This window comes from Shinella sp. H4-D48 (assembly GCF_022637395.1).
Lineage (GTDB): Bacteria > Pseudomonadota > Alphaproteobacteria > Rhizobiales > Rhizobiaceae > Shinella > Shinella sedimenti.
In genome coordinates this window covers 2,085,298-2,098,944 of the sequence record NZ_CP093337.1, presented here as the reverse complement: position 1 = coordinate 2,098,944, position 13,647 = coordinate 2,085,298, and the positions used below count along the sequence as shown (strand labels likewise).

The following is a 13,647-nucleotide window of genomic DNA, read 5'->3' as shown; positions in this document are numbered from 1 at the left end:
GGTCTGTCCTCAAAGCAGGTCCCTAAGGAAGCGCCCGTGCCGGGTGTGATACAGTGGCACGGCCCTTCCGAAAGGCAGAGATAGGTCTTCCTGAAGGCATTTTTGAAGCTCTTCAAGGATCAAGACGGTTATGTCGGGCATCTCAACGCATGTCTGATCAAAAATATTGACCCATCGCAGGTCCTCCAGCTCGTGACTGGCTGTCGCCGAGGCCGGATCGATGCCGGCTTCATCGGTGAAAAGCGTGAAGAAGCGCGTGTCGAACCGGCGAACCATGCCGGCGGGCGTGATGGCGCGGGCGAGGAATCGCAGCCGCGACAGGTCGGGCAGAAAGGGCAGGGCGTCGCCTGCGGGATTGGCGAGCGGCATGCCGACGCTGATGCCCGTCTCCTCGTAGAGTTCGCGGATAGCCGCGACGGCCAGCGCCCGCAGCCGCGAATCGGAGCACCGCGCGCCTGCGCGAATCGCCAGCCTCTCGGAGGCGAGCGCATGCAGCGGGCTGGCGATGGGTAAAAGCCGGTCGCGGGCATCGCGCCGGCCGCCCGGAAAGACATAGACATCCGGCATGAAGACATGCCTGCTGCTGCGCCGTCCCACGAGGACGCGAATGTTTCCGCCCGTCCGGTCGAGAAGCAGGATCGAGGCGGCGTCGACGGGCCGGATGGCCGTCATGCCACGCTGTCGCCGCGCGCCGGCGATTCCTCGTCATCGGTGGGCTTGTCACCGAAACCGTGCATCTTCAGCGCCCATTGCAGGCCGATGGTGCCGCCCTTGACGGGCTGGAGCAGGACGATCGCCATGATGATGGTGATCGGCACCCAGATCATAAGATGCTGCCATGTGTTCAGGGGCAGGATCAGATCCGTCGCCATGTAGCCGCCAACGACGATGTGGCCGACGATGGTGATAACGATATAAGGCGGCAGGTCGTCTGAGCGCTGGGGCGTGAAATCCTGGCCGCAGGCCGCGCAATGATCGGCAGGCTTGACGAAGGCACGGAACAGGCGGCCGGTGCCGCAGGCCGGGCAGCGGTTGAGCATGCCGCGCCGGATGGAGCGCCACACGGGTCTATCGTTCGGAACGGAATGTCCGCTCTCGCCGAAATGCTGCGTCGTTTCGCCGGTCTCTTCGGCCTGCATCTCACATGTCCTTCCCGCCGAAGGTCGCTCCGGCAAACCGCGCCCGCACAGGGGCGAACACGGATATTCTATCAGGCCTAGCGCTTACCGCGGGGCGGGCGCGTGCCCGGCTGGCGGCGTGGACCGGAACCCTTACGGCGGCCCGACTTGTGGAACGAACGCACGGCGGTCGGCATCTTGCGGCCTTCGCTGACCATGTCGAAGCGCAACGCGCCGGCAAGCGGCACGGCTTCGGCAAGCTTGACGCGCACCTCGTCGCCGAGGCGATAGCCGAGCCCGGTCTTCTCACCGGACAGCGCCTGATGGGCCTCGTCGTAGATGAAGTAATCCTGGCCGAGCATCGATATCGGTACGAAACCATCCGCGCCATATTCGGGCAGGGTGACAAAAAGTCCCGCCTTGGTGACGCCGGAAACGCGGCCGTCGAATTCCTCGCCGAGGCGCCCCGCGAGGTGATGGGCGATCAGCCGGTCCACCGTATCGCGCTCCGCCGCCATGGCACGGCGCTCGAAGGTCGAGATTTCGGCAGCGATGTCGTCCAGAACGGCTTCTTCGTCCGGCGTGATGCCGCCTTCGCCGAAGCCGAGCGAGCCCACCAGCGCGCGATGTACGATCAGGTCCGCATAGCGGCGGATCGGCGACGTGAAGTGGGCATACTTCATCAGGTTCAGGCCGAAATGGCCGATATTCTCCGGGCTGTAGATTGCCTGACTCTGTGAGCGCAGCACCATCTGGTTGACCATCTGCTCGAAGGGTGTCTCCTTCGCCTTGGCCAGCACGCCATTGAAATGGTTGGAGCGCATGTTGCCGCCCTTCACCAGCGAAATGTCGAGCGTCTGGAGGAATTCGCGCAGCGTTTCCTGCTTGGCAAGCGAGGGGGCGTCGTGCACGCGGTAGACGAGGACCTGCTTCTTTTTCTCCAGCGTTTCGGCGGCCGAAACGTTCGCCTGGATCATCATCTCTTCGATGAGCTTGTGCGCATCGAGGCGCGGCGGCACGAAGACCCGGTCGACCGTGCCATCGGGTTTCAGCAGGATCTTGCGTTCCGGCATGTCGAGTTCGAGCGGCTGCCTGCGGTTCCTGCCGATCGTCATGATGCGGTAGGCTTCCCAGAGCGGTTTCAGGATCGTCTCGAGGATCGGGCCGCTCTTGTCATCGGGTGCGCCGTTTATGGCGGCCTGCGCCTGCTGGTAGGACAGCTTCCCCGCGCTCTTCATCATGATACGGTGGAAGGTGTGGCCCGCCTTGCGGCCTTCCTTCGAAAACACCATACGCACGGCGAGGGCCGGGCGGTCGACGCCTTCCTTCAGCGAGCAGAGGTCGTTGGAAATGCGCTCCGGCAGCATCGGCACGACGCGGTCGGGGAAGTAGACCGAGTTGCCGCGCTTCAGCGCCTCGCGGTCGAGCGCGGATTTCGGGCGAACATAGTAGCTGACATCGGCGATGGCGACGGTGACGATCACGCCGCCGGGATTGTCCGGCGAGGTATCCGGCTCGGCGTGCACGGCATCGTCGTGGTCCTTTGCGTCAGCAGGATCGATGGTGATGAGGGGCAGGCTGCGCCAATCCTCGCGATGCGACATGGACGCCGGGCCTGCCGCTTCCGCCTCGCGGATGACCGCGTCGGGAAAGATGTACGGGATGCCGTGGGCATGGATGGCAATCATGGAGATCGCCTTCTCCGACGCCACGGAGCCGATCACGCCCTTGATCTGCGCGCGCGGCAGGCCAAACCGGCCGATGCGCACGACATCGATCTCAACGAGGTCACCGTCCTTGGCGCCGGCTGTGGATCCGGCATCGACGTCCATCTCCTCGCCGCGTCGGTCGATCGGCAGGATGCGCCCATTGCCGCCGGGCATGGAGCGGAAGACGCCCATGCCGGAGTTCTTCTTCTTGTCGAGAACCTTGATGACGCGACCGGTATAGGCCGGCCCGCCGCGTTCCTTGGCCGGAAAGATCTTCGCGAGAACCCGGTCGCCGAGGCCGGCGACGGGTGCCTTGTCCTTGCGCGGTCCGCCGGACTGGCGGATCAGCACGGCCGGCGCCACGCCCGCGTCGTCGAGCCATTCGGCAGGGCGCCCGATCAGTTCACCATCGACATCGCGGGTTGTTATGTCGAGCACGGCGACCGGGGGCAGGGCGCCAGGGCGCACCAGCGACTTGCGGCGCTTTTCCAGGAGACCGTCCTCCTCGAAGGACTTCAGCAGCGCCTTCAGTTCGACGCGCGCTTCGCCCTTCAAGCCGAAGGCCTTGGAGATTTCGCGCTTGGAGGCCTGCTCGGGATGATCGGCGATGAAGCGCAGGAGAACGTCGCGCGGCGGCACGACGCCGTGGATGATCGACGTATCGTCTGCCGCCGGGGCATCACGACCCGCGCGGCCGGGCCGCCTGGATTGTCCCGACCGGCTGCGTGGTTCTCTGGTCATTCGATCAGGCCTTCTTTGCCTTGGGAGCTGTCTTCGGCTTGGCGGCGGCTTTCGGCTTGGCGGCGGCCTTTGCCTTGGGCTTCGCCGTCTTCGTCTCGCCGGTCTTTGCCGTCTTCGTGGACTTCGCCGCCTTGGCCCTGCCGCCCTTGGCAGGCGTCTTGCCGGCCTTGTCGGCGATCAGCACGAGCGCTTCCTCCAGCGTGACGCTGTCGGCGGACTTGTCCTTCGGCAGGGTCGCGTTGACCTTGCCCCAGTTGACATAGGGTCCATACTTGCCGTCGCGTACCGTGATGGGGCCGCCGTCCGGGTGGTCGCCCAGCGTCTTCAGCGCGGCCGGTGTACCGCGGCCGCGGCCGCCCGGGCCCTTCGATGCCTTGTCCGCGATCACTGTTACGGCCCGGTTGAGACCGATCGAGAACACGTCTTCCACCGTTTCCAGATTGGCGTAGCCGCCGTCGTGCAGCAGGAACGGCCCGTAGCGGCCAAGCCCGGCCGAAATCATCTTGCCCGTTTCCGGATGCTGGCCGATATCGCGCGGCAACGAGAGCAGGGCGACCGCCTTCTCATGGTCGATGGTGGCCGGCGCCCAGCCCTTCGGCAAGCTCGACCGCTTGGCTTCCTTGCCGTCGCCGCGCTGCACATAAGGCCCGAAACGGCCGGAGCGCAGGGTGATTTCCTCGCCGGTATGGGGATCCTTGCCGAGGCTCTGCGGTTCGTTGGAGACGGACGCATCCGCATCGGAACCGCCGTCGGCGGAAAGCTGGCGAGTATAGTTGCATTCCGGATAGTTCGAGCAGCCGACGAAGGCGCCGAACTTGCCGAGCTTCAGCGAAAGCTTGCCAGTGCCGCAGACCTGGCAGATGCGCGGATCGCTGCCGTCTTCGCGCTTGGGGAAGACGAGCGGTGCCAGTTCCTCGTTCAGCGCGTCGAGAACATTGGTGACGCGCAGCTCCTTGGTTTCCTCGATCTGTGCGAAGAAATCCTTCCAGAAGTCCCGCAGAACCTGCTTCCAGTCGAGCTCGCCGGCTGAGATCTTGTCGAGCTTCTCTTCAAGATCGGCCGTGAAATCGTATTCGACATAGCGCGTGAAGAAGCTTTCGAGGAAAGCCGTGACGAGGCGGCCCTTGGTCTCGGGGATCAGCTTGCGCTTGTCGATGATGATGTATTCGCGGTCACGCAGCGTGGCGAGCGTCGCGGCATAGGTGGAGGGACGGCCGATGCCGAGCTCTTCCATTTTCTTGATGAGCGTTGCTTCGGAATAGCGCGGCGGCGGCTCGGTGAAGTGCTGCGTGGCGTTCACCTTCTGCTTGTCGAGCTTTTCCTGCGCGTTGATTTCCGGCAGGCGGCCATCCTCGTCGCCGTCGTCCGATTGCTCGCCGTCTTCCTTCTGGTCCGTATAGGCGGCGATGAAGCCGTCGAAGCGGATGACCGAGCCGGTGGCGCGCACACCGGCCTTGCGGCCGCCATTGTCAGCTTCGATCTCGACAGTCGTACGCTCGATTTCGGCGGAGGCCATCTGGCTTGCGATGCCGCGCTTCCAGACGAGATCGTAAAGCTTCAGCTGATCCGCATCGAGGAAACGGCGCACCTCGTCGGGCGTACGATCGAATGATGTCGGGCGAATGGCCTCGTGCGCTTCCTGGGCATTCTTCGCCTTGGTGGAATAGAGGCGCGGCTTTTCCGGCACATAACGCTCGCCGAACTGGCTTGCGACGGCCCGGCGGGCGGCGTCGATCGCCTCGGGCGCCATCTGCACGCCGTCGGTACGCATATAGGTGATGAGACCGACGGTCTCGCCGCCGATATCGATGCCTTCATAGAGCTTCTGTGCCACCTGCATGGTGCGTGATGCCGAGAAGCCGAGCTTGGAAGACGCGGCCTGCTGAAGGGTCGACGTGGTGAAAGGCGGGGCGGGATTGCGCTTGGTGGGCTTTGCCTCCACGCTTTCCACGCGATAGGCCGCGCCGTCGAGCAGGGTTTTCAGGCGGTTTGCCTCTTCGGCATTGCCGATGGCCTTCGGCGTCAGGCGCTTGCCCTCCGCAGACACGAGACGCGCCTCGAACTCGTCGCCGCGCGGCGTCTTCAGGGTGGTCGAGAGGTTCCAGTACTCTTCCGAGACGAAGCGCTCGATCTCGGATTCCCGGTCGCAGACGAGGCGAAGCGCCACCGACTGCACGCGCCCGGCGGAACGGGCGCCCGGCAGCTTGCGCCACAGCACCGGCGAAAGATTGAAGCCGACGAGATAGTCGAGCGCGCGGCGCGCCAGATAGGCATCGACAAGCGATATGTCGATGTCGCGCGGATGTTTCATCGCATCCAGCACGGCCGACTTGGTGATGGCGTTGAAAACCACGCGCTTCACCGGCTTGTCGCCGATCACCTTCTTCTTGTTGAGCACATCGAGGACGTGCCAGGAGATCGCTTCACCTTCGCGATCCGGGTCGGTCGCGAGGATAAGGCCATCGGAGGACTTCATCGCGTCGGCGATATCCTTGATGCGTTTTGCGGAGGCCGTGTCGACTTCCCAGGACATCTCGAAGTCCTCGTCCGGCCGCACGGAACCGTCCTTGGCCGGCAGGTCGCGGACATGGCCGAAGGAGGCGAGCACCGTGTAACCAGGCCCGAGATACTTGTTGATCGTCTTGGCCTTGGAAGGCGATTCCACAACTACAACATTCATCGTCATTTCTCTGATACCAGGTGCCGCGGCTTGACCGCGCGGCAAAAAAGAAGGCGTCCCGCGCCGCAAAGTGTGTTTCGACATGAACAGGGAAAGCGTTCCGGTCAAGAGGTAGGGTTGAAATAAGTCGGTTACAACGCAATACAACCAGTGGTCGACTAATAATTTATTGCAATTATAAATAATCGTATTATCGTTTGAGTGGTACAGGAATTGCAACCTGAAGTGATGATTCGTCACGGATGCAACGGGGGTGCCATGAACCCGAAAACAGCCACGCCAAGCATGCCGCCGCGCACTGCGGAGGACAACATAGCTTATATACGCCAGATGCTCGGCGAATTGCGCAGCATCGCAAACAATGACGGCGCGGACATGCTGCGCTACCTGATCGAGATGGCCTATGTCGAAGCCGGAGACATCCAGTCCGGCGTGAGGCCGCTCTCAGTCCGCGGTCATCGAGACGCGCCCATCGACATGGCGTTCCAATCGCCCCGCAAGGTCAAGTTCTAGCAGAATGAGATAGGCGGCAGACGGGGTGATGCCGGTGTACCGAATGATCTCATCGATCTCGGTCGGGACAGGGCTCAAAGCCTCCGTCAGCCGTTCACGGTCGCTTTCGCTCGGCGGCAGCCGCTCGGCGGATGCGATGTCCTCGTCCGGTTCGTCGGCTCCGCTGTGCGGCTGGAAGAGATCGGGCTCGCACAAAGGTCGCAGGCCGTCCAGCACGTCCTGTGCCGTCGTGGTGATCGTCGCGCCATCCTTCAAAAGGCCGTTGGTTCCTTCACAACGCGGATCGAGGGGCGAGCCGGGCACGCCGAAGACCAGCCGTCCGAAATCGCCTGCATTGCGTGCTGTGATCAGCGAGCCGGAGCGCATCGCGGCTTCCACCACGACGAGGCCAAGCGACATGCCGGCGATAAGGCGGTTGCGGCGCGGAAAGTCGCGTGCGCGCGGCTCCCATCCGAAGGGCATCTCGCTGACCGCAACGCCGTCCCGCGCCGTCAGCTCGTCGAGCAGTCCGATATTTTCGGGCGGGTAGGGCTTGTCGAGCCCGCCAGCCATGGCCGCGATGGTGCCGGTCTCGATGCTGGCGCGATGAGCAGCGGTGTCGATGCCGCGGGCAAGACCGGATACGATGGCATAGCCCGCCCGGCCGATGTCCCGCGCCAGCAGGCCGGCGAGCTTCATGCCTGAAATGGAGGCATTGCGGGCGCCGACAATGCCGACGGCCGGCGCCGTCATGACCCTGCGATTGCCCTTGACGGCCAGCAGCGGCGGTGCGCCGTCGATCTGGCGCAGAAGGGGCGGATAGTCGGGTTCGCCGATGCCGACGAAGCTTGCGCCATGGCGCTCGGCCATCTCCATTTCGCGTTCCGCATCCGCCCGGCTGGCGACACGGATGCTGCGCGATGCACCACCGCGCCGGGAGAGCTCCGGTAACATTTCCAGCGCGGTCTCGGCGCTGCCGAAGTGGTTGATCAGGTCGCGGAAGGTGACTGGTCCGACATTGTCGCTACGGATGAGCCGCAGCCAGGCGATCCTCTGTCGTTCCGTCAGCGCAATTCCCGTGGTCCTTGCGCTGCGGTCGTCCATGGCTATCCCTTGCTGCCGATCTTGCTTTCCGTGCCGCTCATGAGGCGGCTGATATTCGCGCTGTGCTTCCACCAGGTGATGAGCGTCAGCACCAGGAAAAGCAGCGCCACTTTCTCATACCCGAGAAACCACAATACAACCGGAGATACGGCAGTTGCAACCAGGGCCGAGAGCGACGAGTAGCGGGTGATATAGGCGCAGGCGATCCAGACGGCGGCGAACACCGCGACCATGACGGGCACCAGCCCGAGCAGAACGCCGACATAGGTCGCAACGCCCTTTCCGCCCTTGAAGCCGAGCCAGACCGGAAAGAGGTGGCCGAGGAAGGCGGCGAAGCCCGCGGCAATGCCGGCCTCGATCCCCCAGCGCGAGGCGATGGCGGCCGCGGCCGTGCCCTTCAAAGCATCGAGAAGCAGTGTCGCGGCGGCAAGTTTCTTGTTTCCCGTGCGCAGCACGTTGGTCGCGCCGATATTGCCGGAGCCGATCTTTCGCACGTCGCCCAGCCCCGCCATGCGGGTGAGGACCAGCCCGAAGGGTATCGACCCCAGCAGATAGCCGAAGGCGAGGGCGGCAAGGGTCGGCAATGCACCGAGCGGCCAGCTGAAAATGTCGGACACGATTGTTCCCCCGTTTTGTTCAGAGCATTCGGGGCTTAATCTCCCGAGCGGCCGATGTCCCTTCAGCCCAGCGAATGCACCCGTTTGCCGGCAACATAGGTGCTAACCGCGCGTCCCGTAAAGCGGGCATCTTCGAACGGCGTGTTCTTCGATCGCGAGACGAACGTCTCTTTCGTGGCAAGCCACGGCTCGTCCGGGTCGATCAGCACGATATCGGCCTTCGCGCCCGGCGCGAGCGTGCCGGCGTCGAGGCCAAAGATCTTTGCCGGCCGCGTCGACAGCGCATCGATGAGCCGCATGAGTGGGACTTCGCCGCTGTGATGCAACCGGAGTGCGGCCGCCAGCATGGTTTCGAGCCCGATTGCGCCATCCGCCGCGTCGGCGAAGGGCAGGCGCTTGGTGTCGACATCCTGCGGATCGTGCGAGGAGACGATGATGTCGATGTCGCCCCTTGCGAGCGCGTCGACCATGGCCTTGCGATCGTCTTCGCCGCGCAGCGGCGGCGACAGCTTGAAGAACGTGCGGTACTCGCCGATGTCGTTCTCGTTGAGTGTCAGATGGTTGATCGAAATCCCGCAGGTGACGTTGGCCCCGCGCTGGCGGGCGGTCTTCACCGCCTCGGCGGATTCCGGCACGGAAATCTGCGCGGCGTGGTATTTGCCGCGGGTGAGGCCGGCGATGCGCAGGTCACGCTCGAGCGGGATCAGCTCGGCTTCGCGCGGGCTGCCGGACAGGCCGAGCCAGCTCGCCAGCAGTCCCTCGTTCATCACGCCGCCGGCGCCGAGATACTTGTCGCGCGTTTCGAGCGCGATGACGCTGCCGAATTCGCGTGCATAGGTCATGGCGCGGCGCAGCACCTGAGCATTGTGCATGGGGTTGCGGCCATTGGTGAAGGCCACCGCGCCGGCATCTTTGAGCAGGCCGAACTCCGTCATCTCCTCGCCGGCAAGCCCCTTGGTCAACGCGGCGGCCGGATGAATGTTGACGATCGCCTTGTCGCGCGCGTTCTTCAGCACGAATTCGACCAGCGCGATGTCGTCGATGACGGGGTCGGTGTCCGGCATGGTGATGAACGTCGTGACGCCGCCTGCTGCTGCGGCGCGCGAGGCCGATTCGATGGTCTCGCGATGTTCCGCGCCGGGCTCGCCGACGAAGACCCTGGCATCGACGAGACCGGGCGCGGCGATCACGCCACGGCCGTCTACAATCTCGGCGCCCTCAGGAGCGCCCTGGTTGTGCGCGCCACTGCCGATAGCGGCGATCCGCCCGTTCTCGATGACGATCGAGCCGTTTTCATCAAGGTTGCTGGACGGGTCGAGGATGCGGAGGTTTTTCAGGACGGTGGTGCGGGTCATGCGCGGACATCCTGGTTCTGTGAGAGGAGGAGCGTCTGCATGACGGCCATGCGCACGGCGACACCCATCTCGACCTGCTGTTCGATCACGCTCTGCGGGCCGTCGGCGATTTCGGAGGCGATTTCCACGCCGCGGTTCATGGGGCCGGGATGCATGACAAGCGCATCCTCCTTCGCCGCCTTCAGCTTTTCGGCATCGAGGCCGTAATAGTGGAAGTATTCGCGCACCGAGGGTACGAAGGCGCCGGACATGCGCTCGCGCTGCAGCCGCAGCATCATGACGACGTCGGCATCCTTCAGGCCCTCCGCCATGGAGTGATAGACCTCGGCCCCCATCTCCGCGATGCCGGATGGCAGCAGCGTTGCCGGCGCCACCACGCGCACCCGCGCGCCCATGGCGTTGAGCAGAAGGATATTCGAGCGGGCGACACGCGAATGCAGCACGTCGCCGCAGATGGCGACGATGATGCGCGAAAGCTTGCCCCGGGCGCGGCGAATGGTCAGCGCGTCGAGCAGCGCCTGGGTCGGATGCTCGTGCTGGCCGTCGCCGGCATTGATGACGGCGCAGGAGACCTTTTGCGCCAGAAGGGCCGCGGCACCGGCGGAAGAATGGCGCACCACCAGCACGTCCGGATGCATGGCGTTCAGCGTCATCGCGGTATCGATCAGGGTTTCGCCCTTCTTCACCGAGGAATTGCCGACCGACATGTTCATCACATCCGCGCCGAGCCGCTTGCCGGCCAGTTCGAAGGAGGATTGCGTGCGGGTGGAGGCTTCGAAGAAGAGATTGATCTGCGTCAGCCCTCGGAGCGCCGACGTTTTCTTCTCCCGCTGGCGGGAGATTTTCACTGCCTCGTCGGCGCGGTCGAGCAGGAACGTGATGTCGTGCTCCGTCAGACCCTTAATACCGAGAAGGTGGCGATGCGGAAAGAAGTCCATGGGGCTCCGCCTCAACTGTCGTGGATACGCGCGGTCTATAAAGTGTCGGTTTCCGCGCGGCAAGGCGGCGTGGACCGCTCGGCGTGCATTCCCACGCTTTTGTGCGCTGAAGCGCATCTGCGGCATCACGGCCCCGTTTCGCCCCGTCGCGACTTGCGATAGAACCCGCTCATGACTCGCGACACCGAACAGAAACTTGCCGATCTCAACCAGCCGCCGCTGTGGTCGGGCATCAATGCCTACCGTTCCGATCCGTTGCTGGTCGACGCCACGGACGCCATGCCCAAGAGCCTTCGCGACGAGTTCGACGCGATCGGCCGCTATGTGACCTCGCCGGAGGCGCAGGAGCTTGCGCGCATGGCAAACGAGGGCGTTCCGCAACTGCGCACGCACGGGCCGCGCGGCGAGCGCATCGATGTCGTGGACTATCACCCCGCCTGGCATGCGCTGATGCGCCGGTCCATGGCGACCGGCCTGCATTCTTCGCTCTGGGAAAACGTTCCGGACGAGAATGGCATCGCGCACAAGGCGCGCGCCGCCCGCTTCTTTCTGACCGCGCAACTCGAATGCGGGCATCTCTGCCCGCTGACCATGACGAGCGCCTCCGTCGCGGCGCTGTCGGCCTCGCCGCAGGTCCAGCGCGAATGGGGCCGCAAGATCCTGTCGCGCAAATATGACAGCGCCAACAAGCCCGCCATGCAGAAGAGCGCCATTACCATCGGCATGGGCATGACGGAAAAGCAGGGCGGCACGGATGTGCGCGCCAACACCTCGACCGCCGAGCGTGTCGGCGAGGGCATTTACCGGCTGAACGGCCACAAGTGGTTCATGTCGGCACCCATGAGCGACGGCTTTGTGATGCTGGCCCAGACCCGCGAGGGTGTCGGCTGCTTCCTCGTGCCGCGCCTGCTCGAGGACGGGTCCGGCAACGGCCTTCGCTTCCAGCGCCTCAAGGACAAGATCGGTAACCGCTCCAATGCCTCGTCGGAGGTGGAGTTCTCCGACACATTCGGCTTCCTGCTCGGCAAGCCGGATGCGGGCATTGGTACCATTCTCGACATGGTCACGCTGACGCGGCTGGATTGCGCGCTGGCCTCCGCCGGCATCATGCGCGCGTCCCTCGCCGAAGCCGTGCATCATACCCGCGGCCGAATGGTCTTCGGCAAGCCCCTCGTTGCGCAGCCGATCATGACGCGGGTGCTGGCCGATATGGCGCTCGACGTCGCCGGTGCAACCGCGCTCTCCTTCCGCCTCGCCGATGCATTCGACAAGGCGCGCGACAGCGCGAGCGACGCCGCCTATGCCCGCATCATGACGCCGGTCACGAAATACTGGTGCTGCAAGATCGCGCCCGCGCTCATCTACGAGGCGATGGAATGCATCGGCGGTAGCGGTTATGTGGAGGAGCGCCCGATTGCCCGCCACTATCGCGAGGCTCCGGTCAACGCGATCTGGGAAGGCTCCGGTAACGTCATGGCGCTCGACCTGATGCGGGTCATAAGCCGTGGCAGGGACCTGTTCGAACTGCTCTTCGCCGGCTTTGCCCGTGATCTCGGCCCCGCCGGCAAGAAGACGGTGGAGGTTCTGCGTGCCGCCCTGTCGCTCTGCGAGCGGGATGAGGGTGCTGCCCGCATGCTGGTGGAGCAGCTCGCCCTGGCTGCGGCCGCTGCCGAACTCTACCGTGCCGGTGCCGGCCGCATTGCCGATGCCTTCCTGGAAACGCGTCTGGCCTCTGGCTGGCGCGCGACCTACGGCATGCTCGATTCGCGCTTCGATTCGGCCTACATCGTTGATCTGCTCTATCCGCCGGCCAGATAGGCCGCCGTGGCCAGTACGATCGGGATGGTGAAGAAAGACGCGACGGTCTGAAGCGTTGCGACGGCCGCATAGAGCGGCGCATCCCCACCCATCTGCTTGGCCAGAACATAACCGTTCATGGCGGTGGGTACGCTCGCCCCCATGGTTATCGTCATCAAGTGCTCGCCGCGCATGCCCAGCGCATAGGCCGCCGCGGTCATCACGAGTGGCATGAAGATGAGTTTCAGGAACAGCGGCAGCAAAGCCAGCGGACGTGGTCTCAAGGCGTCCGCCAGTTTCAGTCCGGCACCGACCATGATGAGACCGAGGCTCAGCGACGAGCTCGCCACCAGCTCGGCTGCCTGCATTACCGGCTGATAGAGCGGGATTTCCAAGAGATTGATGGTCACGCCCAGCGCCGACCCGATGATCATCGGGTTGGTGAGCACCTTCCACAGGAAGGTCTTCAGGCTCCGGCTGCCGCCGCCGAACCAGATCAGCATCGCGATATTGTAGAAATTGAGGGGAATGATGATCAGTGTGGCCACGAGCGCGACAAGCGCGAGGCTTTGTTGCCCGTAGAGCTTTTCGCCGATGGCCAGCGCGATGAAGGCATTCCACCGGGTCGAGGTCTGGAAGACGGACGTGAAGGATGAACCCGACACGCCGGCTGCGCGAAACAGCGGCCAGGACAAGACGATCAGCAGCGCGATGAGCGTCACCGAGCCGATGGAGCCGATGGCGACGCTGCCGGCAGCAATTCCCGAAAACTCGGCCTTGGCGAGCGTGGTGAAGAGCAGGCACGGAAACAGCACGTAGAAGCCGAGCTGTTCCAGCCCGTTCCACATGTCGCCGTCGATGGCACGCCACCGTCTGAGCAGCACGCCGAGCACGACGAGCAGGAAGATGGGCAGGATGCTTTCGAAGATGAGGAGCATGGAACCGGAGGGCCTGGAGACGATTATCCGCTCATGCCCTGTCGCGATGGTGGTGGCAAGGGCGGCCGCAACCGCCGCCCGTGTGGAAATTAACCTTAATCGCAGGTTTGCGTTGCGCGAAGAGGGTTAACCGGCAAAGCTGCCATTAACCTGCTGTT

At 64.2% G+C, this 13,647-nt stretch carries 11 protein-coding genes; 2 read left to right on the top strand and 9 right to left on the bottom strand.

The genetic code is table 11. The annotated features are described in order from the left end of the window. Positions 1-9 precede the first annotated feature (9 nt). The 4 genes from MNR02_RS10355 to topA all read right to left on the bottom strand — a co-directional run bounded on the left by MNR02_RS10355 (position 10) and on the right by topA (position 6,248). Positions 10-672, bottom strand: a complete 663-nt coding sequence (locus MNR02_RS10355; RefSeq protein WP_241946728.1) for an NUDIX domain-containing protein — start codon at positions 670-672, stop codon at positions 10-12. Continuing rightward, on the bottom strand, positions 669-1,139 hold the full coding sequence (locus tag MNR02_RS10350; protein ID WP_241946727.1) for a DUF983 domain-containing protein: 471 nt from the start codon (positions 1,137-1,139) through the stop codon (positions 669-671). Before MNR02_RS10350 ends, MNR02_RS10355 begins: the two co-directional genes overlap by 4 nt. 77 nt (positions 1,140-1,216) lie before the next feature. Then, complete coding sequence (rnr, locus tag MNR02_RS10345; RefSeq protein ID WP_241946726.1) at positions 1,217-3,568, bottom strand: ribonuclease R; 2,352 nt, start codon at positions 3,566-3,568, stop codon at positions 1,217-1,219. Positions 3,569-3,572: 4 nt separating this feature from the next. Beyond that, positions 3,573-6,248, bottom strand: a complete 2,676-nt coding sequence (gene topA, locus MNR02_RS10340) for a type I DNA topoisomerase (protein ID WP_241946725.1) — start codon at positions 6,246-6,248, stop codon at positions 3,573-3,575. A gap of 258 nt (positions 6,249-6,506) precedes the next feature. On the opposite strand from topA, the gene MNR02_RS10335 reads away from it, so the two are divergent. Then, positions 6,507-6,761: a hypothetical protein gene (locus MNR02_RS10335; RefSeq protein ID WP_241946724.1), complete on the top strand. Its 255-nt coding sequence runs from the start codon at positions 6,507-6,509 to the stop codon at positions 6,759-6,761. Here the strand turns inward: MNR02_RS10335 and dprA are convergent. The 4 genes from dprA to MNR02_RS10315 form a co-directional block, all read right to left on the bottom strand. Beyond that, positions 6,693-7,844 carry a DNA-processing protein DprA gene (gene dprA, locus MNR02_RS10330; RefSeq protein ID WP_241946723.1) on the bottom strand — a complete coding sequence of 384 codons (1,152 nt, stop codon included), beginning with the start codon at positions 7,842-7,844 and terminating at the stop codon, positions 6,693-6,695. The genes MNR02_RS10335 and dprA overlap by 69 nt on opposite strands. Positions 7,845-7,846: 2 nt before the next feature. Beyond that, positions 7,847-8,452 carry a glycerol-3-phosphate 1-O-acyltransferase PlsY gene (gene plsY, locus MNR02_RS10325; protein ID WP_241597790.1) on the bottom strand — a complete coding sequence of 202 codons (606 nt, stop codon included), beginning with the start codon at positions 8,450-8,452 and terminating at the stop codon, positions 7,847-7,849. 71 nt (positions 8,453-8,523) lie between these two features. Next, entirely contained in the window at positions 8,524-9,816 is a 1,293-nt protein-coding gene (locus MNR02_RS10320; protein ID WP_241946722.1) for a dihydroorotase, read from the bottom strand. Continuing rightward, on the bottom strand, positions 9,813-10,754 hold the full coding sequence (locus MNR02_RS10315; RefSeq protein WP_241946721.1) for an aspartate carbamoyltransferase catalytic subunit: 942 nt from the start codon (positions 10,752-10,754) through the stop codon (positions 9,813-9,815). The genes MNR02_RS10320 and MNR02_RS10315 overlap by 4 nt, the downstream gene beginning before the upstream one ends. Before the next feature lie 171 nt (positions 10,755-10,925). On the opposite strand from MNR02_RS10315, the gene MNR02_RS10310 reads away from it, so the two are divergent. Continuing rightward, positions 10,926-12,572, top strand: a complete 1,647-nt coding sequence (locus MNR02_RS10310; protein ID WP_241596329.1) for an acyl-CoA dehydrogenase family protein — start codon at positions 10,926-10,928, stop codon at positions 12,570-12,572. On the opposite strand, the gene MNR02_RS10305 is transcribed toward MNR02_RS10310, so the two are convergent. Beyond that, complete coding sequence (locus tag MNR02_RS10305; protein ID WP_241946720.1) at positions 12,554-13,489, bottom strand: AEC family transporter; 936 nt, start codon at positions 13,487-13,489, stop codon at positions 12,554-12,556. The genes MNR02_RS10310 and MNR02_RS10305 overlap by 19 nt on opposite strands. Positions 13,490-13,647 lie beyond the last annotated feature (158 nt).

Coding starts and splice junctions, on each gene's coding strand:
- MNR02_RS10350 (WP_241946727.1), bottom strand. CDS start 1,139: ATGCAGGCCGAAGAGACCGGCGAAACGACGCAGCATTTCGGCGAGAGC.
- MNR02_RS10320 (WP_241946722.1), bottom strand. CDS start 9,816: ATGACCCGCACCACCGTCCTGAAAAACCTCCGCATCCTCGACCCGTCC.
- MNR02_RS10335 (WP_241946724.1), top strand. CDS start 6,507: ATGAACCCGAAAACAGCCACGCCAAGCATGCCGCCGCGCACTGCGGAG.
- MNR02_RS10355 (WP_241946728.1), bottom strand. CDS start 672: ATGACGGCCATCCGGCCCGTCGACGCCGCCTCGATCCTGCTTCTCGAC.
- rnr (WP_241946726.1), bottom strand. CDS start 3,568: ATGACCAGAGAACCACGCAGCCGGTCGGGACAATCCAGGCGGCCCGGC.
- MNR02_RS10310 (WP_241596329.1), top strand. CDS start 10,926: ATGACTCGCGACACCGAACAGAAACTTGCCGATCTCAACCAGCCGCCG.
- MNR02_RS10315 (WP_241946721.1), bottom strand. CDS start 10,754: ATGGACTTCTTTCCGCATCGCCACCTTCTCGGTATTAAGGGTCTGACG.
- dprA (WP_241946723.1), bottom strand. CDS start 7,844: ATGGACGACCGCAGCGCAAGGACCACGGGAATTGCGCTGACGGAACGA.
- topA (WP_241946725.1), bottom strand. CDS start 6,248: ATGAATGTTGTAGTTGTGGAATCGCCTTCCAAGGCCAAGACGATCAAC.
- MNR02_RS10305 (WP_241946720.1), bottom strand. CDS start 13,489: ATGCTCCTCATCTTCGAAAGCATCCTGCCCATCTTCCTGCTCGTCGTG.